This window comes from Pseudomonas fluorescens, from assembly GCF_902497875.1.
Taxonomy (GTDB): Bacteria; Pseudomonadota; Gammaproteobacteria; order Pseudomonadales; family Pseudomonadaceae; genus Aquipseudomonas; species Aquipseudomonas fluorescens_BR.
This window is the reverse complement of the sequence record NZ_CABVHY010000023.1, coordinates 22,012-46,525: the sequence shown is the minus strand read 5'-3', so window position 1 is coordinate 46,525 and position 24,514 is coordinate 22,012. Positions and strand designations below refer to the sequence as shown.

The following is a 24,514-nucleotide window of genomic DNA, read 5'->3' as shown; positions in this document are numbered from 1 at the left end:
CCAGCCAGCGAAAAGACTGACGCACCCGGTGTGGGCGAATCCCACCTAAGTGCGCCGTATCTGAGTAGCCCTGGCAGCCCAAACCGTAACGTATGGAAAGAAATCATCGCCCAGCCGGAGGTGGCGAGTAACACCGGCCAGCAAGACGGACAGCATCGCTGAGCAGCCTTCTCGCGAGGGCTGCTTGGGATGACAACCAAGGAGCAGGACCATGTTGATACTCACCCGCAAGCCAGGCGAAACCATCCGCATCAATGACGACATCAGCATCACGGTGCTGGGCGTTAGCGGGCAGCAAGTGCGACTGGGGATTGAGGCCCCGAAAGAGGTAACCGTGCATCGCGAAGAGATCTATCAGCGTATTCAGGCTGAAGCGGTGGCCTGATCAGGAAAGCATCGCTGCTGCACCTTGGCGACAGGGTGCATCGGGATGCAACCCACCCCAGAGGAATAACCATGTTCGGCAAACTGTTTGGCAAGAAATCCGGCGAAGCCCGTCAGGCCCTGGCTGTGATGACCAACCGCGACCTGATGCAAGCGTCAGTGTACGGCGTGTTCTACGTCGCTTCCGCTGACGGCGATATCGAAAAGGAAGAGCTGGAGAAGATCGAAAAGCTGATCAACAACTCTGCGGCCTTGAAGGGCTTCGGCGCCGAGCTCAGCAACACGATCGACCGGGCTAAAGCCGACTTCAACGACGGCGGCCCTCGCATCATCCGCCAGAACGCCGAAAAGGAACTTACGGACCTGGCCCACAGTGTTGATGATGCCAAGACCGTCCTGAACTTCATGCTCACCGTTGCTGAAGCTGATGGTGAGATCGAACCGGCTGAAATGGCAGTGCTGGAAAAGGCCGCCAAGATCATGAACCTCAACCTCAAAGACTACCTGTAGTCGTGTTCGGCAGGGTCAGCAACAAAGCGCGCTCGCTGGCAGCCTACGGACTCGCTGGCGGGGTTGTCTTCGTGGACTCGGCCAGTCGCATCCTTTCAATGGTCGGCGACCTGGTACTGGTCGCGCTGCTCTTGATGGTGCTGATGGTCGGCAAGGCGAAAGATAAACCGTAGTCATCACTTCTGCCCATTCACTGAGTGGGCAGCGGGATGCGGACGAACACCCGGCCCAGCGCCGGCCACCTGCATTTTCAGCTCACCCCAGCATGGAGGATTGGCAATGAAATAATCCAGACAAAGCCCTTCCAATGAAGGCACCAGCGGTCACGTAGGGTGACTGTGTGACGCACAACAAAAGCCCGGTTCCGATCGGGCTTTTTTACGCCTGCCTTTATTCGTCAGCACTCACTCCTGCGCCCAACGGCAACCAGCAGGCGGTCCGAGTGCTGACGAATAACCGCAACCCACCAAAAGGAATCGTCATGAACCAGACCATTCGCCAAAAACAAGCGGTCCTGCAGGTGTTGCGGGATCGCCTCTCTCTGTCTACCTCGGAGATGTACCAGATGATTGGTCGCGAAGAGCCAGTGCGTGCGCCACGTTTCAACGTCGTGCCACTGGGCAAGAACACCTTTGATGTGGTCGATCGTTCCACCGGCCTCTCCCGCGGCGCCCGTGCAGGCCACGACAGCGCCTGCCAATACGCAAAGCAGCTTGAGCAAAACGCCGACTTCTTCGATTCAGTTCGAGTCTCCACCCGCAGCTTCGGGCGAACTCTAGTGCGCTGGACCATTGGCGCCTCCCTGGTACTGATCGTGTTCGCTTATTACGGCGCTCAGCAATGATCGGCGTACCAATGCCCAACCCGCGGGATCTGATCAGCGCCAAGCTGAACCGTCAGATGGATCAGTTCTTCGGCTCCGGCGGCAAAGCTGAACCGGCAGACGCCTTCAAGCCTGAGCAGCGCCCACCTCGCTCGGACAAAATCGACCCCGACACCATCCTGAAACGCCGCCGCCCTTCCCCGTCCCATGCCGAACGCATCGCGCTACGGCGAACCACGGAGGCGCTATGAAGAAGCGCAAGCCCAACAACATGCGTGCCCGGATAGAGCGATCGTGCCGGGCGTTGCTCAGTACCAACCACGTCGCAGTGGTGCAGATCGACCCTAGCGGCATCCAAGGGATGATCAACTGGAAGAACTGCAGGAACATCCCGACCGGCCAGCGCATCGCCGACGCCGTCTGCGACTTCGCCCACCGGTGGACGATCTACGTCAGCGTCCAATGTCGCGATCAGCGCGGGCACCGCTACACCAAGTCGGTAGAGGTTGCGCCACAAGGCAACTATCTGGCCACGCACCTCGACGACGTGATCGAGGAAACCTACAAAGGCTTGGTCGCAGAGTGCAATCCAAATCATCGGGTCGCCTCGGGCTGGATCGCCATTCCCGCCGAGATCTCGCTGACGGAAGAACAGGCCGCCTGGGTGTTCGACGCTGTGGGTGTCTGGAGTCAGCAGAAAGCAGCATGAGACGAATAAACCACCAGGTGCGCCAGCGTCTTCGACAATCGCAGTTCCATCTTCCACCAAGCGGGCTTAAAGCCATCCCGGAGAAACCGCCATGCCAATTGCAACAGATACCGCCGAGTTCCTTGAAGAGCTGAATGGCGGCGCGTTCGCCAGCCAGATCGGCCACGCCCTTTCCGAGGTCGCCGCCGGGGTGGTTGACCACGGCAAGGTCGGCAAGCTGGTGATCACCCTGGACTTCAGCCAGATCGGCGAGTCGAGCCAGGTAAAGATCAAGCACAAGCTCGACTACAAGGTGCCGACCAAGCGCGGTACCCGCAGCGAGAACACCAGTTTGGACACTCCGATGCACGTCGGGTCCGGCGGCAAGATCTCGCTGTTCGCCGAGAAGCACGACCAAATATTCACCCGGGACGAGGCGCCAATCCCGCGCCGCACCTGATCGCTTCCGCTTCACGCCCTTCCTAAACGAGACCTGAAATATGTCCCTGACGAAAGAAGCAATTCAACTGATCACCGACACTGCGCTGATTGCCGCGGCCAAAGCACTTGACACTGACATGCCAACCGCTGTGCTGCCTGAAGGCGCCAAGGTAATCAGTCTGGAAGCCTTCGGCGCATTCCGCAGCCGCTTCCGTGGCACCTTCTCCACCAACTCCCTGGTGGACTTCGGCAAGTACGTCACCGACCGAGCGGTCGTAAATGCACAGGGCTTTATCAACCAAGACGAGATGACCTGCTCGGTACTGTTTAACCTCGGCACCGAAGCGGCGCCTGGCCATGCCGATGATCGGGCCGTGCTCAAGCTGAAGGCAACGGCCGGTTACCAGGCGGTGCAGGCAATCAGTGGGCGCGCGATGTCCCAGAAAGACATGAGCGACTGGATCGAGGACTGGCACAGCACGTTGTCGGCCGTCGGCGAAGACAACCAGAACATCAGTCTGGTGAAAGCCATCGCAGCGGTGCGCACCATCACGGTGAAGGCGTCTTCCGAAAGCGATCACACCGTCAGCGAGACCCGCGCCAGCCGCAGCGCTATGGACGCCATCGAGGCGACCAGCAAAGAAGTCCTCCCTACGTCGCTGATCTTCTCGGTGGTGCCGTTCGAAGGCCTGCAGCTGCGTGAAATCATCCTGCGCATCTCGGTCATCACCAGCGGCGCCCAACCGGCACTGAAACTGCGCTGGGTTGGTGAAGAGGTTCAGCGCGAAGAGATCGCGCAGGAATTCAAGTCGGTACTTCAGGAGAAAATCGGTGATGCCGCCGCGCTGTCTCTCGGCGCTTTCGATCCGAAGTAAGCGTCACAGGCCGGGCGACCGGCCTAACCCACTCTCACCTATTTCGCTGAACGATTCGCTGGCAGATCGCAATAAGGAGGAGTGCAGTACTGGCGCTGAGCAGAACTCTCTACGTCGTAGATCGATTCGATCTGGGCTACGTTTTCCAGCAGATGAAGAGACAGCCGATACCCCCTCACGGCGGCATCCGCGAGCTTCCTATGTACCTCACGGAATGCGTCCGGCTTTCCCTTCCGATAAGGCTTACCTGCCTGCAAATTACGCACATTGCGCAGATATTGAGTTAGCGGGCGTTTCGAGCCTCCATTCGCTTTGCCGACGTAGCGATAAAGCACGCCACCCTGCGCGTCTTCAATCTGCCAGAGGTATAGCAACGGTTTCTTTTCATCGACACCACACGGGTAGAAATCGAAGTCCATCTCAGCCTCCAAGGACGGAATGCGAACGCACCTTTGATACCCCACTTCAACGAATCACGCCAGCCGGCGAGGCCGGCGCCTGACTGGAAATCACTTATGACCATCACCGCACCGGTCATCCGCTACCACGGAGCCAAGTTCAGGCTTGCACCCTGGGTGCTGCAGCACTTCCCGCCGCACACCTGCTACGTCGAATCATTCGGCGGTGCGGCAGGTGTGCTGATGCAAAAGCCTCGATCGTATGCCGAGGTGTACAACGACCTGGACGGCGACATCGTGAACCTGTTCCGAGTTTTTCAGGATCCGGTTACGCGATCGGGACTTACCGAGCGCCTGGTGTTCACGCCCTACTCCCGGGAGGAATTCGAACTATCCTGGGAGCCGAGCACCGACCCGATTGAGCGAGCCCGCCGGACCATCATCCGTGCACAGATGGGTTTCGGATCCGCAGGGGCGACAAAGGGTGTCACGGGTTTCCGCATCGACACGAAGCGGCAGTACGGCACAGCCCAGTCGCTGTGGGCAACTTACCCAGAACAACTCGCCGAAGTTGGCCAGCGCCTGAGCGGCGTGCTGATTGAGAACAGACCGGCGATCGAGGTAATCAAAGCCCACGACGGACCGCAAACCTTGCACTACGTTGACCCGCCCTACGTGCACGACACCAGGTACAAAGGTGCATCCAGCGGCCGCTATTACCGGCACGAAATGGACGATGCTGCGCACCGAGAATTGCTCAGCGCTTTGCTCGAGCTAGAAGGAATGGTCGTGCTGTCGGGATACCCGAGCGACCTTTACGCCGAGCTGCTCCCGGGTTGGACCAGCTACAGCACCTCGGCGCGAATATCCGCCGGGCGAGGCACCGCAAACCGAACCGAATGTATCTGGCTAAACCCGGCTTGCATCAAGAGGGTCAGTCAGATCGGGCTGGATCTCGGCGAACTGGCCTGACCCGCCCTCACCTATTGCGCTGAGCGACGGCGGAAGGAATCAAAAACCGCTTTTCCGGCCTCGGCCCTCAAGGCTCCATTTATCAGGATCGTCGCCAACCGATAGCTTGATTCGCTCATCGCGGCTGCAAACGAAACGCGCTCGATCCTCGGTCAAGTTGTTGTGACTGGCGATCGCTCTAGTTGATCGGTATTTATCACCACCAGCCACTCTCTCCTTCGTCATCCAAGCGTGCACCCGGCGAGCATCTCGCTTGACTCCTATCCAGGTAAAAAGAACCTGCATCCCGTAAAGAGCCAAACCGGCGGCCGCGCCCCCGAAGGACGTCGAGATGATGTCGTCAATCAGTCCCTGATCCATTTGAACCCCTCAGAAATTAATCCGCTGAATATACCCGGCAAGGATCCTCTATGTCCGCTCACCAGAAGAAACACCCCTTCGATTTCAAAACTCAATACGGACTTGGCTTCAACACTCAGGACGAAGAAATCGTTGTCGACTTCTTCTGTGGTGGCGGCGGCGCCGGTACCGGGCTGGAGATGGGCCTGGGCCGCGCGGTGAATGTCGCGAAGAACCACAGCGCCAATGCGATCAGCATGCACACCGTCAATCACCCGGGCGCCGTGCACTACACCACCGACGTGTTCGACGGTGATCCGGATACGGAGTGCGGTGGCAAGGCCGTTGGCTGGTTCCACATGTCGCCGGATTGCACGCATCACAGCCAGGCTGCCGGCGGCCAGCCTCGCAAGCGCGAGATTCGGAACCTGTCGTGGATCGGCCTGAAGTGGGGCGGCAAGAAGAAGCCCAGGGTCATCAGCTTGGAGAACGTGAAGCAAATACTTCAGTGGGGCCCGCTGATCGCCAAACGCGACAAGGCCACCGGCCGCGTGGTGAAGCTCGGCGGTGCGATTGCGGGACCAGGCGAGGTTGTACCGGTCGACCAGCAATTCCTGGTACCGAACCAGAAGCGCCGCGGGCAGACGTGGAAGCGGTTCGTCGAGCTGCTTGAGGGCATGGGCTACGCAGTAGAGTGGCGAGTCATCAAGGCTTGTGACTTCGGCGCGCCCACCAGCCGCGAGCGCCTGTTCATGATCGCTCGCTGCGACGACCAGCCGATTGTCTGGCCTACGCCAACCCACGCCAAACACCCGGTCAAGGGTCAAAAGAAGTGGCGCACCGCCGCCGAGTGCATTGATTGGACCATTCCGAGCAAAAGCATCTTCGGCCGCAAGAAGGACCTGGCTCCAGCCACCTTGCGCCGCGTTGCCAAGGGGATGAAAAAATTTGTCATTGATGCCGCCGACCCTTTCATTGTTCCGATCGCGAACTGGTCGGGCGAAAGCGTCCAGTCTGCCCATGAGCCGCTGCGCACCGTTACCTCCTGGCCGCGCGGTGGTTCTTTCGCCATGGCCAGCCCGATAATCGCGCCAGCCACGCACCAGGGTAGCGACCGGGTGAACGATCCACACGCCCCGCTGCCGACAGTGACCTGCGCCAACCGCGGCGAACTGACGCTAATCAGCCCGACCCTTATTCAAACCGGTTATGGCGAACGCACGGGACAAGAGCCGCGAGTGCCTGGACTGGATCAGCCGTTGGGCACAGTGGTTGCCGGTGGAGTGAAACACGCTCTCGCCGCAGCGCATCTGGTGAAGTTCCGGTTTACAGATGAAGGGAAAGCACTGAACGAACCGCTGCCGACCATCACCAGCGGCGGTAACTACCAGCGCCCTGCCGGGGCCGCCCACGCCATGGGCATCTCCACTGTGTTCATGGCCCAGATGAACGGCGGCTTCAATGCCACTGACGACAAAAGCGTCGCCGACCCCATGACCACAGTGACCAACACCGGCAGCCAGCAGCAGCTGGTCACCGCCAATCTGGTGCATTTGCGCGGCAACTGTGACGCGCGGGATGCCACCGACCCACTGCACACCATCAGCGCGGGCGGTACACATCACGGCCTGGTGACCGCATTCATGGAACGCCAGTTCGGCGCCAGCGTTGGCCAAGCAGTTGATGAGCCAGCGCCAACCATCACGGCGGGGGGCGGTGGAAAGAGTTCGCTGGTTGAACTGCACCTTTCGCCAGAAGTTGAAGCCGGGGCGCTGCGAGTGGCGGCATTCCTGATCAGCTACTACGGCACCGAGAACGTGAGCAGCGCCGGCGACCCCGCACCAACGATCACCACCAAGGACCGATTGGCCCTGGTAACTGTGACGATCAAGGGCACGCCCTATGTGATCGTCGATATCTGCCTGCGCATGCTGCAGCCGGTCGAGCTGTACAAAGCCCAGGGCTTCCCGGCCGACTACATCATCAGCCACGGCGCCGACGGCAAGCCATTCACAAAGACTCAGCAGGTCCACATGTGCGGGAACAGCGTCAGCCCTCCGCCGATGGCTGCACTGGCACGGGCCAACGATCCATGGCGAGTTGCTGAGCGCCAAGCTGAGGCGGCTTGAGATCAAATCAAAGTTGCGGCCCTTTCCGAACTGATTAATGGAATCGTGCCGCCGCTTCGCTGTGATGCAAGCCAGCGCCTCGTCTCTTCAATATTGAATTTCCAGTTGTGCTCTTTGAAAAGCGCGATCGCCGTCCCTGAGAGCCTGTATTCACCACACTCAGGACAGGCGAGTTGCTTGTAGTCGCCAGCCGATGGCACCTCGTTTGATTCGGTTGAACAGATAAAACATTCCATATCCCACCTCCATCTGTTTGTCGCTCAACTGTAGCTGATCCCTCGCCACTCTCCACAGCCCGGGCATGACCCGGCATAGGACGCCCCATGCCCACAGAAAACATATCGGCGAGCACGTTCATCGTGCTGAGCCTGAAGCACACCCACCGCCGCCATAAGGCAATCACGCTCTGGCGAGCAGACGACAGTGGCTACTGCTGGAAGCTTTCCAGCGCCGGCGTTTATGAAGAGGCCCGGGTGCTGGAGCATCTGGGCTACTACAACAGCGGCTGCTCAAACATCGCGGTCCCTGCTGACCTGGTGGAGCGGCTTTCCTGTGAAGTCGAGTACGACACCAAGGAATTTGGAGTTTGCCTGCCGAACAACGCCGATACCTGGAGCCAGCTACTGGCCTGCGTCATCCGCCCCACCGGTTACGAGCCGAAGCCCGAGTATCGCGGATCCCGCTATTCGGAAAACAGCATGTGGATGAAGCGCAGGCGGTGCGAGGAGGTTAACCAGGCGATCCGGATCATCGCCGGCCACGGTCGTCGGTTCTTCTACAGCCAGGCAGTGAATCGATACGCCAGCATGGAAGTCGATGCCCGTGGCAAGGTCTGGCTCATCGACGACTACAGCGGCAAGCGTGTCTTCACCCATAAAACGGTGTGGGGTGGCCGGTGGCGCGGCTTCAGCCACGGCGGGACGCTGCGCAGCCTGGTCGAAGCCTTCCGCGATTACATTTGCACCGGGGAGCCTCTGCACCGCGGCTATCTCGGGCCTGAACGGTTCGATGACAGCAACATCTGGGGTTACGACGCCGAGGGTATGCAGGCCGTGCGAGAACACGCCGGCGCCCTTCCCGTCTTCCGGCAGCCCGAGCAGGTGGCGGCATGAAGCGCCTCTATCTCAGCGGCCCCATGAGCAACCTCCCTGATCTGAACTTCCCGGCCTTCCACGCGATGACCGCCCGCCTCCGCGCCGCTGGCCACCAGGTGGTAAACCCCGCCGAGATCAACCCGGACGGCGGAACGTGGGACGAATGCATGCGCCGCGACATCGTTGCCCTGATGGACTGCGACACGGTGGCCATGCTCCTCGGCTGGCTCAACTCCGAAGGAGCCTTCCTCGAAGTGACGATTGCGCAACGCCTCGGGATGAAGGTTGTGAACGCACAAGATCTGGTGATGGAGATTGCAGGATGAGCGGAGTGAAGCGGTACCAATTCAAAGGGGCGGCAGGCGAGTACGTCTACGCAAGGGACTTCGACGAAGCGACGCGCTTCTTTCTCGATGCTGCCGAGCGCTGCATCGCGGCAGAGCGACGGGAAGCCGCCTTGCAACTGCGCCTGAACAATACGGACCAGCGGCTCGACACCGCAACCAGCCTGATCGACCGGCTCATCAAGAACATCGAGGCGGAAATCGACTTTCATGAAGACATTGAGCCAAATGATCGGGAGAACGACCAGATCATGGACGAGATGCGCGACTTCATGAAGATCGCGGCCGATCTCTCCCTCACTGATGAAGGTGACAAGGCCGCCAACCATGTTGGTGCACTCAACGAAATGGTAGCCGCCAAGCACCAGGGCGAGCCGGAATATGTATCTCGCGGCTATCCTCGCGGCGAATCGTTCTACCGGAACAAGGATGCTGACTGATGAACAATAACGAAATGGTCAGCGTACCCCGCGAATTGACCGATGAAATGGCCGAGGCCATCGGATCCAGGGCAGCGGTGTGCGGTGGTGGTGCTTTCGAGATTTGGGAGGCGGTGATTGCTGCCGCGCCAGCCGCCGAGCATCAGCCCCAGCAGGCGGCCGTATTACCCGAACTGAAGAAGCCCTATTACGTCGTCAGGCCAACGACGTTTGGCGAGCAAGCAGGGTTCTTTCAGGTTCACCCAGGGAATGTCGTCTACTCCTCCGAGGATGAGGCGCAGAAATCTGCTGACCTCTACAATTCGCAGCGTGCCCATAAGTTCTTCAACGCACTGAAGAAAGCCGCACCGCTCCAGCACCAGAGCGAGCCGTCAGCGTACGTCCTACACAAGAATGGAATTATCGACTGGGATCAGGAGGTCATAATCTCCAACACTGGCGGCGATGAGTCTGACGAGCGCTTCAAGTGGGTTGCTGTCTACACCGAGCGGCCCGCCCACTACACCGCCATCGACATGACCACCGCTGCGGCCGACGGATTCAGGGGTGGGCAGACGGTGGTGCCGGAACTGACCAACGAGTTGCGCGAAATCTTGGGCATGATGTGCTTTCAGTGCATCACCTACGCCCAGGCACTGCGCCAGATGGGCCACACGATCGCGAAAAAAGCAGAAGACGAGCAGGCCGTGACGATCCACTGGATGCTCGGGCACTACCTGCGCGACGCCGCGAACTGGCGACAGAATGCCATCGACGAATTGAAAACAGACCAAGAGCTCGCACAGGTGGGCTGCGAGAAATCAGCTGATACCTTACGTAAACTTTCCGCCCTAGCCTCCACTACCAACTAGAATTAAAAGAGGATGCGTCGAGAATACATCTCGATAGTAACTGCTCGGCCGACCAGACAGAGCAAGAGAAGGTTCTAGATGAAAATAATCGGGCAACGCTTGCGTGAGGAACGAAAGAGGCTTGAGTTCTCCCAGCACGCACTCGCCAATCTATGTGATGTCGCCGAAAACGCTCAGGGCAACTACGAAAATGGTAAGCGGCGGCCGACAGCCACTTACCTGTCGCTCGCGTCAGGAGCAGGCATAGATGTTGTATTCGTTTTGACTGGTACTCGGGCACCAATCTATTTGGACGCCGGCCATGAAGAGGAAATTAATCTTCTATGCAATCTGCGCGATATGCCAGTTGATTCAAGCTCATTGATTAGACATTTACTTAGTTCACTCGCGACGCTCACAGCTGCTGCACCTAGATGAAATGTAATCCCCGTCTTCAGCTGATCTGCCACGGAATGACGCTGCTTACTTAATGAGCCGGTTGTTCAGCGGGCTCATTCAGAAAGGCATTCCAGCTCTCATATGCGTCGTGATGTCTTTTGGTCGCGCCATCCCAGTCAGGCCCGGTAACACGTCGAGATGACACGAGCGTCATCATCCCCATGGTAGCGGCGTCCAACTCTAAAAGAAGCTCATGCGATTTGAACCTGAAATCGTCAATGGAAATCATTGCTGTTGTCCTGAGCGGTGCTCACCGCCATTGAAAAGCAACTGCTCCTCAAACGGTGGAGTGTGGCCAGGCTCGATGATTCACCCAGCCCGACCGCCGGTGCGCAATGCCCCCTTACTTACCCCTTCAAAGTCAGCCGCTATAGCGGCAAAGGAACAGTCATGCCTGAAGAACATGCAGTCCAACTCAACAGTGCAGCGCGAGACGTTATCGCTGAGCGCCATCGCCAGGTATCAGTCGAAGGCTATTCGCTGTACCGGGATGATCTGTATGTGAAGGGCGAGATGGCCGAAGCGGCAGCCACATATGCGAGCCTTGCCGGTAAGCCGGGCAGCATGAGTACAGCTTGGCCATGGGGTCGGCACACGTTCAAGCCCGGCGCCGACCGGCGTCGCGATCTTGTGAAGGCCGCTGCGCTGTTGCTGGCCGAGATCGAGCGCGTCGACCGCCTTTGCCTGATTCGTCACTGGCCGGTAAGGCGCGATGAAAACGGTATGTTCCAGCATCCTGACATGCCGGATTTCGAAGAGGGTGATGGCGACAAGTGCAAGGCCTGGATCGCTGAACAGGGCCTGGCCGTGGCAATGGTTAGCCTTGAATATGCAGACGAAGCGATTGCCAACCGCTACTTCGAATCCCACGACCCTGACTGCAGCTACTGGGAGCCTGACCGGCCAGATGGCGAAGGCTGGTTCTGCCTGGCCATCCATGACACCGACGATGGCCCGGTCTGCTGGTGGGCTCGGCGCGAGGTGACGCCATGAAGAAAAGAAACTTCGTCCTCGTCGACCAAGCAGAGCTTGAGGCGCTGCGCCAAGACAAGGTCCGCATTGATGTCCTGGAGTCTGGATGCTGGGACGTTCGGTTCATCGACTGCCCTACCCCGGGCGGTGATGACGGCAGTATCAACATCGAGATTATCGGTCATTACATGGGCAAGCCACGGGAGCGGGTTCTCGGCGAAAACTACAACGAGAACCTGCGGGCGGCCATCGATCAGGCCTGCACTGCCGAGGCATACCCGCCGGAGCGGCCTGAGTACGACCGGTACGGAAACCCAGAGAGGTCCGCCACATGCCAGTAATCGCCCTCGCCTTCATGGCATGGCACATCTACACGGGGCCTTGGCGATGAAACCACGCGTAAGAACAACCACCGGCGCCAAGGTGACTATCACTCTTGAGCTTTCGAACTTGGGAAGCTGGGGGCCTGATTGCACTACCGGCCAGGTCCACGACCAGGCGAGAGAGAGCGCAATTGGTCGGCTCAATCGGCTGTTTAAGGATCAGCTGGAGAGCGTGAAGATCATCGGTCCGGTGAAGGTCGAGGCAGTCATCACCGACCTCGAGCGCCGCTAACCCCTATCCACCTACCAGCCTGCCGTTGAACGGCGGGTGAGGCATTTCTATGTCCGCAACAGCACGCTTTCACGAAGTCGCGAATGACTCGCTGGTTCGCATCAGTGAGCAACTATGGCCGGGGGCCAAACTTTCGCTGGTGGTTTACACGCCTGAAAAGCCAGGGCTCGACATCGTCCTCAAGGATCAAGGCATAGAGCTCAATGAAGTGTTGAACACCCTGCGCCGAGCGGGCCTGAGCATCGACGGCGACAACGTCTACAAGCGCGATCTGTGCGACTCAATCGTCGGCTCAATGGTGTTCGGCGCGCAAAACCGAAACCCTCCACCACCCGGCCAATGGCAGCAACGCTTCTGGGACATTGCACGGGAAGAAGCGGCCTTACGCGAAGAGCTCGTCGCCGCACTGAAAATCACCCGTGAAAACCTGCGCGCCTGCCAAGGGACGATCCATTTGGCCGGAGGATTCGACCCGGCTTATGTAACCGAAGCTCAGGCCGCAATGAAGATCGCTGACGCAGCCATGGACAAAGCCACCGCGTAACCCCCTCCCCACCTTCTGCCGCCACGCGCGGCAGGGAGCATATCTATGGAAACTGAAATTCTCTCGGACGAAGAACTGGCGGATCTCACTGGCTATAAGGCCCGAGCCTACCAGCGGCGCTGGCTGACAGATCGCCAGTGGGTGTTCGTCGAAAGCCGTGGCAAGCGGCCACTGGTTGGCCGGATGTACGCCCGCATGAAGCTGGGCATGCTCACCCCGACCATCGTTGATCACAAACCACCTACCGCGTCGGCATGGACGCCTGATTTCTCGCGAGTGAACTGATATGCGCCCCCGCAAGACCGAATATCACCACCTTCCCCCGCGGATGTATCAGCGGTCCCGCAAACGCAAAAACGGCCAAATGTGGACCGCCTATTACTACCGCGACCTGTTGGGCAAGGACATACCGCTGGGCAAGGATTTGGACAAGGCCAGAATCAAATGGGCCGAACTCGAAGCCAAGGAAAAACCCCTGGACCTGCGCACCATGAAGGGGATTTTTGACCGCTACATCCGCGACATTGTCCCCAAAAAAGCACCGCGCACACAGAAGGACAATCTGTCGGAGATCAAGCAACTGCGGCCGATGTTGGACAGCGCCCCGATTGACTCGATTACCCCGGCAACAATCGCCGGGTATCGGGATGCGCGAACGGCGAAGGTCCGGGCAAATCGCGAGATCGCCACTCTCTCCCATGTCTTCAATATGGCGCGGGAGTGGGGACTGACGACCAAAGAAAACCCCTGCCAGGGCGTGCGCAAAAACAAGGAAACACCGAGGGACTATTACGCGAATGATGTGGTTTGGGATGCGGTTTACAAGAAGGCAGCTCAAGAGCTGAAAGACGCGATGGACCTCGCCTACCTCACCGGGCAACGACCGGCAGATGTCCTGGTGATGCGAAAGGATGATGTAGAGGGGGGATACTTGGGCGTGCAACAAAACAAGACGCACAAGAAGCTGCGTATCCAGATGACCGCTGGCGGCGAGGCGAATAGCCTGGGGCGACTGATTGCTGAAATAACCGAGCGCAACGCTCGGCATGTTTCGAATTATTTGATCGTCAGTCGTCACGGCAAGCGGATGACCGCGACGATGCTGAGAAAGCGTTGGGACATTGCTCGCGAGAAAGCAAAGCTGGCCGCAACCGAGATCGGCGACGAACTGCTGGCAGCGAAGATCGGTGGATTTCAGTTCCGGGACATCAGGCCGAAGGCTGCTTCGGAAATCTCCGATGTCGGCGAAGCGAGTCTGCTTCTTGGGCACACGAAAGGCGACATTACCGAGCGAGTTTATCGCCGCGTTGGCGCCATTGCCAGGCCGTCAAAATGACCTGAAAAAGCGTTCCATAACTCAAAGCGGAGCCCTTGTAGAATGCGGTCTGTAGGGGTGCTGTAAAACCAAAGTAATGGAACGAAAAATCTCTGCAAGCCGCGAATTCAGCGGCTTTGAATAGCGGTCTTGAAAACCGTCGACTGTAACAGGTCCATGAGTTCGAATCCCATCGCCTCCGCCATATTTGTACGTTAAAGCCCTGATTATTCAGGGCTTTTTCGTTTCTGGGGTTTGGGTTTCGGCACTGCTTTTTGGGATCGTTACAAAACTATTTGGTAACCGTTACAAAACTTTTCGCTTTTCTCCCTCCCCGGCGTCCTGCCAACCGAACACAAGCCCACGACTCTACAGCTCGTCGCTCCACCCTCGCCTGATCGGCCCGCCTCGATTACTGTATATAAAAACAGTATTCGGAAAGCATCACGTGAACCCCGATGAAGACACCTGCGAGTGGCTTGGCATCCCCACGCCACTCGAAACCTGCATCCAGCACACGCACCTGCTCGAAAACGAGATCGACAATCTCAACCAGCAGCTTCGTGCGGCTCGGGAAAACATCTTCAAGCTGGTTGAGATGCAGGCACAGACCACAAAAGACCGTGACCAAGCCAGGGAATACCTCAAAGAGAAAGCAGCGACGCTTGCAGAATTGCGCGAGCAACTGCGCGACCTCAAGAGCGCGTCCAATGTCCAGGTGCGGGAAATAGATGAGTTGCGCGATCAAGTGGCCAGGCTCCGCGGCGTGGATCCGCGCCAGGAGTGATTGCCGGCACTCAGGAAGCCAGAATCTTCAGTCTTTGCTCAAACGCCGACTCGAACGCCAGATAGAGGGACTCGGCGTCGCCAGCCCTCAGTGCGCCAGCCGTCTCAAGACCCAGCACAAACCCTTCGGCTCGCGCACCAGCCTTCACTGCGACAATCATGGTGTTAGCCCGCCCGATTTGCGCCAGCAACCGGTCAGCCTCGCGCTTCATTTTCGCCCCCAATACTACGTCTTCCACACTGCCATCCCAGAACGCTGAAATGTAGGTCAAGATGATCAAGCACCCGCTGTTCCTCACGATTCTATTCGTAGCAAGTATCTGGATTGCGACAACGGTCGTGATAATGTTTTTCTAGTCGAGCTGGCCATAACTGACAACGACGGCGCCGACCAATCCTGCGATCAGCAATTCAAACCTGTCGATCTTGTCGAGCAGGCGCTGCAAATACTCCATGCGCTCGACTCCGTTGGCATGACTTGATTTGAATCAGCTCCAGCAGCTCTCCCAGCTCAGAGCGATGGGTGTGGTGGAGCCGAAAACGAAAAAGCCCGGCACAGTGGCCGGGCTCATAAACTGGGAAACAATTAGGGTTTTGGATGTTCGCTCGACACCGAGTTGGTGGCATCCACATCGGCCATTTCTTCATCGACAGGCGCTTCGTCGTCCGCAGGCAGCGGAACCTCAGGCTCATTCTTCTTAGGATCATGGCCTGTTTCGTTATCAGTGCCACCTGTTACGCCCTGTTGAGATTTGTTTCCAGGGGCATTCTCGTCAATGTCCATGCTGGCTCTCCGTTCTAATGCGCGGGATGTCCGTGCTTGTACATGAGATATGGCAAAGCATTGCAAGTGCCGAGCTTTGGACGAACGGCGGAAACAAGAAACCCGGCGCGGTGGCCGGGTTCAGGTATTCGTGTGCGTGTTGCGTGAATTGCGCACCATGGGAAAAGTACGCGCAAAACCGTAACGTCAATATGATTATGCCGCCTGACTGGAGATTCACATGAGCACATTCGCTGTGTTTGGTATGACCCGCGCTGTCGCCTTGGCTGAAGCCAAGAAGCGCACCAAAGGCACCCGCAAGAATGTTAAGGCGCCAGGCGGTGTCGAACCGATCCCGCTCGCTGAATGGCTGGATCGGGTCGAGAAGAAGACCAAGCAAATAATGGGGGGTACGGTTCGCCAACTCTCGCCGCTCTTTGATGCGCCGCAGTACGCTGCGCAGTTCATTGATCTGACCCGCAAGACGATTCAGTGTCGCGACATGCGAAGATCGAAGAGTGTTCTGAACGACGCCCAGGGTAAGCCGATCATCAACCCGAAGACGAAAGCGCCAAGGGTTGGGTTTGCCGACTGGAAGCCAACGAAGGTCGAGCAGGCCGCCTGACCCACCCTCACCTATCGCGCTGAAAGCTAGGCATTGCCTCGGTCATACCAATTGTTGGCCAACTCCTTGGGAATCGTAACCGTCTTTGCCTTGTTGAGTTTTTGGCATGCCGCAGAAACTTTTTCTATCTCATTTCCGAAGTAAGCCAACCAATCACCGTTCGACTGCTGATCCAGCTGACAGAGGTAGGTTCCCACCTCACCCTCAGTCAAGCCTGAAACTTCCGCAATCAACTTGTTGCTTGGTTTCTTGAGCATTTTTCCTCCTTGATCCAGCGACATGCCGGGTCATCAACCAATAGCCCACTTCAACGAATCACGCCAGCCGGCGAGGATCCCTTATGCACGCAAACAAGATTGCCATTTTTCTCTGTGACCTCACCGGAGTGATGGCTGCGCCTTGGGTTGAAGCTGGATATGAGCGGATGAGCGAAATTCTGTAGGAGTTAATATATTCATGGCAGGCCCGCCATGCCCGGGCCTTGCAAGCACACCCAATCGAGCGCGTCGCCAGTGCGCGAAGGATCTACCGTGACCACACGTAGTTTTGAACTCATCGAAAGCAATGGCAAGCCGATCAAGGCCTGGACTCGCGGCGTTCCAGTCGAGGACTCGGCGAAGCAGCAACTGCGCAACCTGTCGGGCCTGCCCTTCATACACTCTCACGTCGCGGTCATGCCGGATGTTCACTGGGGCATGGGCGCCACCATCGGAAGCGTCATCGCAACCAAAGCGGCCATTATTCCGGCCGCCGTGGGCGTGGACATTGGCTGCGGCATGATGGCGGTTGAAACCACCTTGACGGCATCAGACCTGCCTGACTCGCTGCTGGCGATCCGAACCAGCATTGAGCGCGCAGTCCCGCACGGTTTCGTCACCACCCCGGGCCGGGCTATCAAGGGCGGCTGGCACGTCGCGCCAAACTCGGCGATCACCCGCTACCGCGGCCTTGGCGAGTGCCATGCAGAGATGGTCGCCAAGCACCCAAAGATCGACCACAAGAGCCCGATTTCCCAGATGGGCACCCTGGGCGGGGGCAACCACTTTATCGAGGTTTGCCTCGACGAACGTGACACCGTCTGGGTAATGCTGCACTCGGGGAGTCGCGGGCCTGGCAACATCATCGGCCGGTACTTCATCGAGAAAGCCAAAGAGGATATGCGTCGCCACTTCATCAACCTGCCAGACAAGGACCTGGCCTACCTGGTTGAGGGCTCGGAGCTTTTCGACGACTACTTCGAGGCGTTGGACTGGGCGCAGGAATATGCCCTCGAAAACCGGAACCAGATGATGGAGGCGGTCCTGCGCGTGCTGCGCGAGCACTTGAAGCCGTTCGCCATCGGCAAGCATGCGGTGAACTGCCACCACAACTATGTCGCCCGTGAAAACCACTTCGGCGAGAACGTGATGGTTACCCGCAAAGGTGCGGTGCGTGCGCGGGAAGGCGACCTCGGCATCATCCCCGGCAGCATGGGCGCTCGATCGTTCATCGTGCGCGGCAAGGGCAACAAGGACTCTTTCTGCTCATGTTCCCACGGTGCTGGCCGGGCCATGAGCCGTGGCGATGCTGTCCGCCGATTCACGGTTGAGGACCACATCAAAGCCACCAAGGGCATCGAATGCCGCAAGGATAAGGACGTCATCGACGAAACTCCGGCCGCGTACAAGGACATCGACGCGGTGATGGCCGCTCAAGCCGATCTGATTGAGATCGTTCATACCTTGCGCCAAGTCGTGTGCGTGAAGGGCTGACCGGCACCTTAATCCCGCTTCATCACTCCACAGTCAGGGCATGACCCGGAAAGGACACCCCATGCCCACAGAAAACAAACTCACCCTGAAGCAGCAGCGCGCCGAACACGTCAACCAGGCGATCCGGATCATCGCCGACCCCGGCCGCCGGTTCTTCTACAGCCAGGTCAGCAACCGCTACGCCAGCATGGAAGTCGATCAGCGCGGCAAGATCTGGTTTATCGACGACTACAGCGGAAAGCGGATATTCACGCCGAAGGCCTGAAGCGGTGCGGGAACCTCTGACAGTCACGTTTAGCGAAGGCCCTATGCCTCGGCAGTGCAGGCGTCGATGGCCGCCCGCAGGTTCTCGCTGTAGTTCTCGCCGAGCACCTGCTCCCAGGGCTTGCCCATGTAGTGGCCGATGATCTCGATGTTGATGCTGCCGTCGTCGGAAACCACATCTGCCAGTCCGCTGCGGAACCTGTGGGAGCGGGCTTGCTCGCTACCCGAGCAAGCGTCAACAGAACGTTGTTTTTTCGAAACACCTCACAACCGCCGATCAATTAGTTCGGTTTTTTGACACTTCCCCGATATGCGGTCACAACTTTTGCGCTCCGCTGGGTCATAACACGGTGGCCGCCGATGGAATATTGGCATCTGCCGAGGTTTTAGCCCACGGAGATATGTTTATGATTTTCAATGTACAGAATTTTGGCGCCAAAGGAGATGGCATCACTGACGACACTTTGGCGATACAAAGTGCAATTGATGCGGCGGCCGCCGCAGGCGGGGGGCAGGTGTACATGCCGACCGGAACTTATATCGTTTCGGGAGGCGAGGAACCCTCCGACGGCTGCCTGATGCTCAAAAGCAACGTCAACCTGTATGGCGACGGCATGGGCGCAACCACCGTCAAGGTGGCTGACGGCTCCGACACCAAGATCACGGGGGTCATCCGCTCCGCCTATGGCGAGGAAACCCACGACTTCGGCGTCAGTAACCTCACCATCGACGGTAACCGCGACCACACCACGGGCAAGATCGACGGTTGGTTCAATGGCTACATTCCCGGCGAAGAAGGCTACGACTCCAACGTCACCCTCGACAGCGTCGAGATCAAGGATTGCTCCGGGTACGGTTTCGACCCCCATGAGCAGACCGTCAACATGGTCATCAAGAACAGCGTATCCCACGGCAATGGCCTGGACGGCTTCGTTGCTGACTTCCTCAGCGACAGCACCTTCGAAAACAACATCGCCTACGACAATGACCGCCACGGTTTCAACGTCGTCACCAGTACCCACGACTTCACCCTCACCAACAACGTTGCCTACAACAATGGCGGCAATGGCATCGTGGTGCAGCGCGGCAGCGAGAACATCCCCTCCCCCAGCAACATCACCATCACCGGTGGCGAGGTGTACGGTAACGGTGCCGAAGGGGTGCTGATCAAACTGTCCAGCGAGGTGACCGTCAGCGGCGTCGATATCCACGACAACGCCAGCGCCGGGATCCGCATCTACGGCAGCAACCACGTCGAGATCATCGACAACACGCTTAACAATAATTCCCTGGGCAGCCCCGTACCGGAGATCATCCTCCAGTCCTACGACGACACCCTGGGCGTGTCCGGCAAGTACTTCAACGGCAGCGACAACACGATCCAGGGCAACATCATCAGCGGCAGCAACCTGTCGACCTACGGTGTTGCAGAGCGCAATGAAGACGGCACCGATCGCAACGCCATCATCGGCAACACCATCAGCCACACCAGCAAGGGCGCCACGCTGGTCTATGGCGACGGCAGCTATGTCAGCGCCACGGTGCCGATGACCACCGTGCAAGGCACGGCTGGCAACGACACGCTGCTGGGCAGCGCCGCCAGCGAGATTTTCTATGGTGGAGCCGGCAACGACACGATCAATGGCGGAGCCGGTGGCGACATTCTGGTGGGTGGTGCAGGCATCGACAAACTCACCGGCGGTACCGGCGCCGATACGTTCCGTTTCGCCGCCCAGTCCGACAGTTACCGCAACGCAACCGCAAGCTTCGATGACACCATCACCGACTTCGACGTCACCCAGGACAAGATCGACCTCGCCGGCCTCGGTTTCACCGGCCTGGGCAATGGCCGTGGCGGCACCCTGCAGGTCAGTTACAGCGCCAGCAACGACCGCACCTACATCAAGGACTACGATGCCGACGCCAGCGGCAATCGCTTCGAGTTGATTCTCTCGGGCAACCTCGCCAGCACCCTGACCGCCAGCAATTTCATCTTCAATCGTGTGGTCACCGGCACCAGCGGCAGCGACTCGCTGCTGGGTAGCGATTCGGCCGACACCCTGCTCGGCCTGGCGGGTAACGACAGCCTCAGTGGCGGTGCGGGCGACGACAAGCTCGACGGCGGCGCCGGTATGGACACCCTCACCGGTGGCTTTGGTGCGGACACCTTTGTGTTCTCCAATCGCCTGGACAGTTACCGCAACTACAACACCGGCGGTGCCAACCTTGGCGACCTGATCACCGATTTCGATATCACCGCCGACAAGATCGACCTCTCGGCCATGGGTTTCACCGGCCTGGGGAATGGCAATAACAACACCCTGTACCTGGTGCTCAACAGTGCCGGCACCAAGACTTACATCAAGTCCCTGACCGCGGACACCAATGGCAACCGTTTCGAAGTGGCACTGGACGGCAACTATCTCGACAAGCTGACCAGCGCCAACTTCGTCTTCGCCACGTCGTCACCGACCAACCAGGCGCCGGTGCTGGCCACGCCGCTGCTGGATCAGAGCGCGACCGAAAACAACCCGTTCAGCTACGTGGTGCCGGCCACCAGCTTCACCGATCCGGATAATGACAGCCTCAGCTACACCGCTAAACTGGCCAATGGCAGCGCCCTGCCCAGCTGGCTGACATTCGATGCAGCCACTCGTACGTTCAGCGGCACACCCAGCGACACCGCGTCGGGCACTTACTCCATACAGGTCACCGCGACCGACGGCAGCAACGCCACCGTCAGCGACAGCTTTACCCTCGCCGTGCAGGACGTACCCGCCGCACCCATTGTGATCAATGGCACGCCGAACAACGACACGCTGACCGGCACCGTAGCCAACGAACAACTGTTCGGCGGTGCCGGTAACGACACCCTTAATGGCGGCGCGGGCAACGACATCCTGGTCGGTGGCACCGGCGTGGACAAACTCACCGGCGGCGCGGGTGCCGACGTATTCCGCTACACCTCAAAGCTCGACAGCTACCGCACCAGCTCCACCAGCGTCAGTGACCAGATCCTCGATTTCGACGTGGCCGCCGACAAGATCGATGTCTCCGCGCTCGGTTACACCGGCCTGGGCAACGGCCTGAACGGCACGCTGCAAGTGACCTACAGCGCTTCGAGCAACCGCACCTACCTCAAGGACCTCACCGTCGACGCCAATGGCAACCGCTTCGAAGTGTCGCTGGCGGGCAATTTGGTGAGCAGCCTGACGGCCAGTCATTTTGTCTTCGCCGACCAGAACCCCCCCAGCAATGTAGCGCCGGTGGTGGCCATCCCCCTCCTCGACCAGAACGCCACCGAAAGCAAGCCGTTCAGCTACACCGTGACCCATGACAGCTTCACCGACGCCAACCAGGATGTATTGACCTACACCGCGACCCTGGCCGATGGCAGCGCCCTCCCCACGTGGCTGAGTTTCAATGTCACCAACCTGACCTTCACCGGCACGCCGACCAGCACCGCGTCCGGCAATTACAACGTGCTGGTCAAGGCCACGGACCCGGCCGGTGCATCGGTCAGCGATAGCTTCGCCCTGGTAGTGGCCGATGCGCCCGCCAACACCATCACCGGCACCAACAACGCCGAAACCCTCAACGGCACGGCGGGTGCAGACCTGATCCTCGGCCTCGGTGGCAACGACACGATCAAGGCCGGCACTGGCGCCGATACCGTCGACGGCGGCGCCGGACGCGATTCACTGTACGGCGGTGACGGTGCCGACACCTTCCGCTACACCCACTTACTCGACAGCTACCGCGACTACGACACCGGCGGTGTCACGGCCACCGACACGATTTATGACTTCACCGTGGGCGTCGACAAGATCGATGTTTCGGGCCTGGGCTTTCTCGGCTTCGGCGATGGCAGCAATGGCACGTTGTACATGACCCTCAATGCGGCCGGCGACAAGACCTACATCAAATCCGCCGAGGCCGACGCCGATGGCAATCGCTTCGAAATCGCCCTCAACGGCAACTACCTCAACACCCTGACCGCCAGCGACTTCGTGTTCGGCCAGCGCGCCCAGCAGGACATCCTCTACCTGCCCACCCTCGGCCAATCCAATGCGCGCCTGCTGCGCATGACGGAGGACGACGATCAGTCCGGCACCTCGATGCTGGTCAACGACCTGGACCGCTACACCCCCTATGACGTGCGCAGCCAGTTCACCGATGCCGATGACAACGGCATCGACATCGCGGTGGGCGGCAGCACGGTCACCGGCCTGTCGACTCTCAGCGCCGAGGAACTCAAGTTGTGCTGGTGGCTGACCGACACCAACCAACCCGGGCCTGCGCTGTTGCGCGCCGTGACGCTGCTGCGCGACCAGCTCACCGAACTGCAATCCATCGATAACGTCACCATGGGCATCATCTGGGGCCAGGGCGAGGAAGCCGCCCAGGAGATCGCCCGCGCCACGGACAAAGCAGCGGCAGCAGCGGCCTACAAGGCCGCGACCCTGAAGGTGTTTGATTACCTGCATGCCCAGTTCGGCAACTTCAGCGTGTACATGATGGAAACCGGTCACTACGAGCAGGACGCGGCGCGTGCCCGTGGTTACTCGGAAGAGAAGATTGCCTCCATCGTCGAGGGGGTTGGCTATGTCCGCGCCACCCAGGAAGCCATCGCCGCCGAGCGCGCCGACGTCAAGCTGGCGGTGGACTACACCGACCTGCCCTTGCGCTACGAAGTCGATCCGCTGGTGTATCCCGATGACGTCTGGCACCTGCACGAGGAGTCGGCGGAGATTGTTGGCCAGCGCCTGGCCGACTACATTGCCGATGACCTTGGCTTCCAGGGAAACCCCAACGACAACAACAGCGTGCAGGACATTTTCGACAACGCCCAGAACCAGGGCGGGATGATTTCCGGTACCGACCAGGCGGATACCCTGGTAGGCAGCTCGGGCAACGACACGCTGGATGGCGACCTGGGCGCCGACACCATGACCGGTGGCGATGGCAACGACATCTATGTGGTCGATAACGCGTTCGACAGCGTGGTGGAAACCAACACCTCGACCTCGCAGATCGATACGGTGCAGGCCTCGGTCAGCTGGACCCTGGGCGCCAATCTCGAGAACCTGGTGCTCACCAGCGTGTCGGACATCGACGGCACCGGCAATGAGCGGCGCAACTTCATCACCGGCAATGCCGCCGACAACGTGCTCGATGGTGCCGCAGGGGCCGACAGCATGAGCGGCGGCGATGGCAACGACACCTACTATGTCGACAACGCCGACGACACCGTGATCGAGACCAACAGCAATGCGGCGCCTGGAGGGATCGACAGCGTGCACAGCAGCCTGGCGGCCTATACCCTCGGCAACAACGTCGAGCATCTGTATATCGATAGCACTGGCGCCGCCAATGGCACGGGCAACGCGTTGGACAACAGGCTGTTTGCCGGAGCCGGCAACAACGTGCTGGACGGGCGCGATGGCAATGACACGGTGTCTTTTGAACGCGCCCTGTCCGGCGTTACCGTAAACCTCTCGACGTCAGCGCAACAAAACACCCTGGGTTCCGGGCTCGACACCTTTAAATTTATCGAAAACGTGACGGGAAGCGCCTACGTCGACACTCTGTCGGGCAACAGCGCCGCGAACGTTCTGAACGGTGGTGCGGGCAACGATACGCTGGTGGGCGGTTCGGGCGATGACCGGCTGATCGGTGGTGCAGGCACCGACAACCTCACCGGTGGCACTGGCGCGGATACCTACGCGTTTGGTGCTCTGTCGGACATGGGCGTCGGGGCTTTGCGCGATGTGATCAACGGTTTCAAGAGCACCGAGGGCGATCATCTGGATTTCTCCGGCCTGGACGCCAACCCGCTGACCGTCGCTGTCGACGCCTTCACCTTCATCGGCAGCAACGCCTTCGACCCTGCCAACGCCACCGGCCAACTGCGCTTTGCCGATGGCATTCTCTACGGCAGTGTCAACGCCGGCGCCACCCCCGAGTTCGAAATCGAACTGGTGGGCGTCCAGGAGCTGAACACCAGTGATTTCACAGGCTGAGTTAAGCCCACATCCTGTGGGAGAGGGCTTGCCCGCGAAGGTGGCGGCACATTCAACATGGATGCTGACTGACCCACCGCTATCGTCGGAACGCCGCCCGGAGCAGGCTCGCTCTCACAAGGGATTTGCA

General features: G+C 59.2%; 33 protein-coding genes. 26 read left to right on the top strand and 7 right to left on the bottom strand.

What is annotated here, in order from left to right; all coding sequences use genetic code 11:
* The first annotated feature begins 211 nt into the window (after positions 1-211).
* The 8 genes from csrA (at position 212) to F8N85_RS21850 (ending at position 3,721) form a co-directional block, all read left to right on the top strand.
* Positions 212-385, top strand: a complete 174-nt coding sequence (gene csrA, locus F8N85_RS21880) for a carbon storage regulator CsrA (protein WP_150805604.1) — start codon at positions 212-214, stop codon at positions 383-385.
* Positions 386-456: 71 nt separating this feature from the next.
* The gene (locus tag F8N85_RS21875; RefSeq protein WP_150805603.1) at positions 457-894 is read left to right on the top strand and encodes a tellurite resistance TerB family protein; all 438 of its coding nucleotides are present in this window, start codon (positions 457-459) and stop codon (positions 892-894) included.
* 2 nt (positions 895-896) lie between these two features.
* Positions 897-1,067, top strand: coding sequence for a hypothetical protein (locus tag F8N85_RS34595; protein WP_191636233.1), 171 nt, complete (start codon positions 897-899; stop codon positions 1,065-1,067).
* Between the two features lie 308 nt (positions 1,068-1,375).
* The gene (locus tag F8N85_RS21870) at positions 1,376-1,738 is read left to right on the top strand and encodes a hypothetical protein (RefSeq protein ID WP_150805602.1); all 363 of its coding nucleotides are present in this window, start codon (positions 1,376-1,378) and stop codon (positions 1,736-1,738) included.
* Positions 1,735-1,968 (top strand): hypothetical protein, encoded by a 234-nt coding sequence (locus F8N85_RS21865; protein WP_150805601.1) that lies wholly within the window; start codon positions 1,735-1,737, stop codon positions 1,966-1,968. The genes F8N85_RS21870 and F8N85_RS21865 overlap by 4 nt, the downstream gene beginning before the upstream one ends.
* Positions 1,965-2,426 carry a hypothetical protein gene (locus F8N85_RS21860; protein WP_150805600.1) on the top strand — a complete coding sequence of 154 codons (462 nt, stop codon included), beginning with the start codon at positions 1,965-1,967 and terminating at the stop codon, positions 2,424-2,426. The genes F8N85_RS21865 and F8N85_RS21860 overlap by 4 nt, the downstream gene beginning before the upstream one ends.
* Positions 2,427-2,517: 91 nt before the next feature.
* Positions 2,518-2,865: a hypothetical protein gene (locus F8N85_RS21855; protein ID WP_150805599.1), complete on the top strand. Its 348-nt coding sequence runs from the start codon at positions 2,518-2,520 to the stop codon at positions 2,863-2,865.
* A 40-nt stretch (positions 2,866-2,905) separates the two neighbouring features.
* Entirely contained in the window at positions 2,906-3,721 is an 816-nt protein-coding gene (locus F8N85_RS21850) for a YfdQ family protein (protein ID WP_150805598.1), read from the top strand.
* A gap of 38 nt (positions 3,722-3,759) precedes the next feature.
* On the opposite strand, the gene F8N85_RS21845 is transcribed toward F8N85_RS21850, so the two are convergent.
* A complete protein-coding gene (locus F8N85_RS21845; protein ID WP_150805597.1) occupies positions 3,760-4,140 on the bottom strand; it encodes a hypothetical protein in 381 nt (126 codons plus the stop codon).
* 96 nt (positions 4,141-4,236) lie between these two features.
* Here F8N85_RS21845 and F8N85_RS21840 point away from each other — a divergent pair, with 96 nt between their 5' ends.
* Complete coding sequence (locus F8N85_RS21840) at positions 4,237-5,091, top strand: DNA adenine methylase (RefSeq protein ID WP_150805596.1); 855 nt, start codon at positions 4,237-4,239, stop codon at positions 5,089-5,091.
* A gap of 39 nt (positions 5,092-5,130) precedes the next feature.
* On the opposite strand, the gene F8N85_RS21835 is transcribed toward F8N85_RS21840, so the two are convergent.
* Positions 5,131-5,451, bottom strand: coding sequence for a hypothetical protein (locus F8N85_RS21835; RefSeq protein ID WP_150805595.1), 321 nt, complete (start codon positions 5,449-5,451; stop codon positions 5,131-5,133).
* A 50-nt stretch (positions 5,452-5,501) separates the two neighbouring features.
* Here F8N85_RS21835 and F8N85_RS21830 point away from each other — a divergent pair, with 50 nt between their 5' ends.
* Positions 5,502-7,559 carry a DNA cytosine methyltransferase gene (locus F8N85_RS21830; RefSeq protein WP_150805594.1) on the top strand — a complete coding sequence of 686 codons (2,058 nt, stop codon included), beginning with the start codon at positions 5,502-5,504 and terminating at the stop codon, positions 7,557-7,559.
* Between the two features lie 2 nt (positions 7,560-7,561).
* Here F8N85_RS21830 and F8N85_RS21825 read toward each other — a convergent pair whose 3' ends face one another.
* Entirely contained in the window at positions 7,562-7,795 is a 234-nt protein-coding gene (locus F8N85_RS21825; RefSeq protein WP_150805593.1) for a hypothetical protein, read from the bottom strand.
* 87 nt (positions 7,796-7,882) lie between these two features.
* Here F8N85_RS21825 and F8N85_RS21820 point away from each other — a divergent pair, with 87 nt between their 5' ends.
* From F8N85_RS21820 to F8N85_RS21760, 12 genes are all read left to right on the top strand, one after another.
* The gene (locus tag F8N85_RS21820; RefSeq protein WP_150805592.1) at positions 7,883-8,671 is read left to right on the top strand and encodes a hypothetical protein; all 789 of its coding nucleotides are present in this window, start codon (positions 7,883-7,885) and stop codon (positions 8,669-8,671) included.
* On the top strand, positions 8,668-8,979 hold the full coding sequence (locus tag F8N85_RS21815; protein WP_150805591.1) for a DUF4406 domain-containing protein: 312 nt from the start codon (positions 8,668-8,670) through the stop codon (positions 8,977-8,979). The genes F8N85_RS21820 and F8N85_RS21815 overlap by 4 nt, the downstream gene beginning before the upstream one ends.
* Positions 8,976-9,437, top strand: a complete 462-nt coding sequence (locus tag F8N85_RS21810) for a hypothetical protein (protein WP_150805590.1) — start codon at positions 8,976-8,978, stop codon at positions 9,435-9,437. The genes F8N85_RS21815 and F8N85_RS21810 overlap by 4 nt, the downstream gene beginning before the upstream one ends.
* On the top strand, positions 9,437-10,288 hold the full coding sequence (locus F8N85_RS21805) for a hypothetical protein (protein WP_150805589.1): 852 nt from the start codon (positions 9,437-9,439) through the stop codon (positions 10,286-10,288). Before F8N85_RS21810 ends, F8N85_RS21805 begins: the two co-directional genes overlap by 1 nt.
* Positions 10,289-10,366: 78 nt before the next feature.
* A complete protein-coding gene (locus F8N85_RS35845) occupies positions 10,367-10,705 on the top strand; it encodes a helix-turn-helix domain-containing protein (protein WP_150805588.1) in 339 nt (112 codons plus the stop codon).
* Positions 10,706-11,449: 744 nt separating this feature from the next.
* The gene (locus F8N85_RS21790; RefSeq protein ID WP_150805707.1) at positions 11,450-11,719 is read left to right on the top strand and encodes a hypothetical protein; all 270 of its coding nucleotides are present in this window, start codon (positions 11,450-11,452) and stop codon (positions 11,717-11,719) included.
* Positions 11,716-12,039, top strand: a complete 324-nt coding sequence (locus F8N85_RS21785) for a hypothetical protein (RefSeq protein WP_150805586.1) — start codon at positions 11,716-11,718, stop codon at positions 12,037-12,039. Before F8N85_RS21790 ends, F8N85_RS21785 begins: the two co-directional genes overlap by 4 nt.
* 46 nt (positions 12,040-12,085) lie before the next feature.
* Positions 12,086-12,313: a hypothetical protein gene (locus tag F8N85_RS21780; protein ID WP_150805585.1), complete on the top strand. Its 228-nt coding sequence runs from the start codon at positions 12,086-12,088 to the stop codon at positions 12,311-12,313.
* A gap of 49 nt (positions 12,314-12,362) precedes the next feature.
* On the top strand, positions 12,363-12,857 hold the full coding sequence (locus F8N85_RS21775) for a hypothetical protein (RefSeq protein WP_150805584.1): 495 nt from the start codon (positions 12,363-12,365) through the stop codon (positions 12,855-12,857).
* A 45-nt stretch (positions 12,858-12,902) separates the two neighbouring features.
* Positions 12,903-13,142, top strand: coding sequence for a DUF4224 domain-containing protein (locus tag F8N85_RS21770; RefSeq protein ID WP_150805583.1), 240 nt, complete (start codon positions 12,903-12,905; stop codon positions 13,140-13,142).
* A gap of 1 nt (position 13,143) precedes the next feature.
* A complete protein-coding gene (locus F8N85_RS21765; RefSeq protein ID WP_150805582.1) occupies positions 13,144-14,193 on the top strand; it encodes a tyrosine-type recombinase/integrase in 1,050 nt (349 codons plus the stop codon).
* A gap of 427 nt (positions 14,194-14,620) precedes the next feature.
* Positions 14,621-14,959: a hypothetical protein gene (locus F8N85_RS21760; RefSeq protein WP_150805581.1), complete on the top strand. Its 339-nt coding sequence runs from the start codon at positions 14,621-14,623 to the stop codon at positions 14,957-14,959.
* A gap of 10 nt (positions 14,960-14,969) precedes the next feature.
* On the opposite strand, the gene F8N85_RS21755 is transcribed toward F8N85_RS21760, so the two are convergent.
* A complete protein-coding gene (locus tag F8N85_RS21755; protein WP_150805706.1) occupies positions 14,970-15,197 on the bottom strand; it encodes a hypothetical protein in 228 nt (75 codons plus the stop codon).
* Positions 15,198-15,544: 347 nt separating this feature from the next.
* Positions 15,545-15,742 carry a hypothetical protein gene (locus F8N85_RS21745; RefSeq protein WP_150805580.1) on the bottom strand — a complete coding sequence of 66 codons (198 nt, stop codon included), beginning with the start codon at positions 15,740-15,742 and terminating at the stop codon, positions 15,545-15,547.
* Positions 15,743-15,962: 220 nt separating this feature from the next.
* On the opposite strand from F8N85_RS21745, the gene F8N85_RS21740 reads away from it, so the two are divergent.
* Positions 15,963-16,346 carry a hypothetical protein gene (locus tag F8N85_RS21740; protein ID WP_150805579.1) on the top strand — a complete coding sequence of 128 codons (384 nt, stop codon included), beginning with the start codon at positions 15,963-15,965 and terminating at the stop codon, positions 16,344-16,346.
* Positions 16,347-16,372: 26 nt separating this feature from the next.
* On the opposite strand, the gene F8N85_RS21735 is transcribed toward F8N85_RS21740, so the two are convergent.
* Entirely contained in the window at positions 16,373-16,603 is a 231-nt protein-coding gene (locus F8N85_RS21735) for a hypothetical protein (protein ID WP_150805578.1), read from the bottom strand.
* Positions 16,604-16,876: 273 nt separating this feature from the next.
* On the opposite strand from F8N85_RS21735, the gene F8N85_RS21730 reads away from it, so the two are divergent.
* Together F8N85_RS21730 and F8N85_RS21725 are read left to right on the top strand one after the other, a co-directional pair.
* On the top strand, positions 16,877-18,097 hold the full coding sequence (locus tag F8N85_RS21730; protein ID WP_224795724.1) for an RtcB family protein: 1,221 nt from the start codon (positions 16,877-16,879) through the stop codon (positions 18,095-18,097).
* Between the two features lie 61 nt (positions 18,098-18,158).
* Positions 18,159-18,362 (top strand): hypothetical protein, encoded by a 204-nt coding sequence (locus tag F8N85_RS21725; protein ID WP_224795723.1) that lies wholly within the window; start codon positions 18,159-18,161, stop codon positions 18,360-18,362.
* Between the two features lie 41 nt (positions 18,363-18,403).
* On the opposite strand, the gene F8N85_RS35480 is transcribed toward F8N85_RS21725, so the two are convergent.
* Complete coding sequence (locus tag F8N85_RS35480; protein ID WP_263596382.1) at positions 18,404-18,538, bottom strand: hypothetical protein; 135 nt, start codon at positions 18,536-18,538, stop codon at positions 18,404-18,406.
* Between the two features lie 230 nt (positions 18,539-18,768).
* Between F8N85_RS35480 and F8N85_RS21720 the strand changes: the two genes are divergently transcribed.
* The gene (locus F8N85_RS21720; RefSeq protein WP_150805576.1) at positions 18,769-24,384 is read left to right on the top strand and encodes a putative Ig domain-containing protein; all 5,616 of its coding nucleotides are present in this window, start codon (positions 18,769-18,771) and stop codon (positions 24,382-24,384) included.
* Positions 24,385-24,514 lie beyond the last annotated feature (130 nt).

Excerpts from the sequence above, each read along its gene's own strand:
- F8N85_RS21870 (WP_150805602.1), top strand. The coding sequence starts at position 1,376 with ATGAACCAGACCATTCGCCAAAAACAAGCGGTCCTGCAGGTGTTGCGG.
- F8N85_RS21765 (WP_150805582.1), top strand. The coding sequence starts at position 13,144 with ATGCGCCCCCGCAAGACCGAATATCACCACCTTCCCCCGCGGATGTAT.
- F8N85_RS21855 (WP_150805599.1), top strand. The coding sequence starts at position 2,518 with ATGCCAATTGCAACAGATACCGCCGAGTTCCTTGAAGAGCTGAATGGC.
- F8N85_RS21825 (WP_150805593.1), bottom strand. The coding sequence starts at position 7,795 with ATGGAATGTTTTATCTGTTCAACCGAATCAAACGAGGTGCCATCGGCT.
- F8N85_RS21850 (WP_150805598.1), top strand. The coding sequence starts at position 2,906 with ATGTCCCTGACGAAAGAAGCAATTCAACTGATCACCGACACTGCGCTG.
- F8N85_RS21735 (WP_150805578.1), bottom strand. The coding sequence starts at position 16,603 with ATGCTCAAGAAACCAAGCAACAAGTTGATTGCGGAAGTTTCAGGCTTG.
- F8N85_RS21720 (WP_150805576.1), top strand. The coding sequence starts at position 18,769 with ATGATTTTCAATGTACAGAATTTTGGCGCCAAAGGAGATGGCATCACT.
- F8N85_RS21785 (WP_150805586.1), top strand. The coding sequence starts at position 11,716 with ATGAAGAAAAGAAACTTCGTCCTCGTCGACCAAGCAGAGCTTGAGGCG.
- F8N85_RS21810 (WP_150805590.1), top strand. The coding sequence starts at position 8,976 with ATGAGCGGAGTGAAGCGGTACCAATTCAAAGGGGCGGCAGGCGAGTAC.
- F8N85_RS21780 (WP_150805585.1), top strand. The coding sequence starts at position 12,086 with ATGAAACCACGCGTAAGAACAACCACCGGCGCCAAGGTGACTATCACT.
- F8N85_RS21790 (WP_150805707.1), top strand. The coding sequence starts at position 11,450 with ATGTTCCAGCATCCTGACATGCCGGATTTCGAAGAGGGTGATGGCGAC.
- F8N85_RS21740 (WP_150805579.1), top strand. The coding sequence starts at position 15,963 with ATGAGCACATTCGCTGTGTTTGGTATGACCCGCGCTGTCGCCTTGGCT.
- F8N85_RS21805 (WP_150805589.1), top strand. The coding sequence starts at position 9,437 with ATGAACAATAACGAAATGGTCAGCGTACCCCGCGAATTGACCGATGAA.
- F8N85_RS21725 (WP_224795723.1), top strand. The coding sequence starts at position 18,159 with ATGCCCACAGAAAACAAACTCACCCTGAAGCAGCAGCGCGCCGAACAC.
- F8N85_RS21820 (WP_150805592.1), top strand. The coding sequence starts at position 7,883 with ATGCCCACAGAAAACATATCGGCGAGCACGTTCATCGTGCTGAGCCTG.
- F8N85_RS21770 (WP_150805583.1), top strand. The coding sequence starts at position 12,903 with ATGGAAACTGAAATTCTCTCGGACGAAGAACTGGCGGATCTCACTGGC.
- F8N85_RS21875 (WP_150805603.1), top strand. The coding sequence starts at position 457 with ATGTTCGGCAAACTGTTTGGCAAGAAATCCGGCGAAGCCCGTCAGGCC.
- csrA (WP_150805604.1), top strand. The coding sequence starts at position 212 with ATGTTGATACTCACCCGCAAGCCAGGCGAAACCATCCGCATCAATGAC.
- F8N85_RS21835 (WP_150805595.1), bottom strand. The coding sequence starts at position 5,451 with ATGGATCAGGGACTGATTGACGACATCATCTCGACGTCCTTCGGGGGC.
- F8N85_RS21860 (WP_150805600.1), top strand. The coding sequence starts at position 1,965 with ATGAAGAAGCGCAAGCCCAACAACATGCGTGCCCGGATAGAGCGATCG.
- F8N85_RS35845 (WP_150805588.1), top strand. The coding sequence starts at position 10,367 with ATGAAAATAATCGGGCAACGCTTGCGTGAGGAACGAAAGAGGCTTGAG.
- F8N85_RS21865 (WP_150805601.1), top strand. The coding sequence starts at position 1,735 with ATGATCGGCGTACCAATGCCCAACCCGCGGGATCTGATCAGCGCCAAG.
- F8N85_RS21815 (WP_150805591.1), top strand. The coding sequence starts at position 8,668 with ATGAAGCGCCTCTATCTCAGCGGCCCCATGAGCAACCTCCCTGATCTG.
- F8N85_RS21845 (WP_150805597.1), bottom strand. The coding sequence starts at position 4,140 with ATGGACTTCGATTTCTACCCGTGTGGTGTCGATGAAAAGAAACCGTTG.
- F8N85_RS21830 (WP_150805594.1), top strand. The coding sequence starts at position 5,502 with ATGTCCGCTCACCAGAAGAAACACCCCTTCGATTTCAAAACTCAATAC.
- F8N85_RS21775 (WP_150805584.1), top strand. The coding sequence starts at position 12,363 with ATGTCCGCAACAGCACGCTTTCACGAAGTCGCGAATGACTCGCTGGTT.
- F8N85_RS21745 (WP_150805580.1), bottom strand. The coding sequence starts at position 15,742 with ATGGACATTGACGAGAATGCCCCTGGAAACAAATCTCAACAGGGCGTA.
- F8N85_RS21840 (WP_150805596.1), top strand. The coding sequence starts at position 4,237 with ATGACCATCACCGCACCGGTCATCCGCTACCACGGAGCCAAGTTCAGG.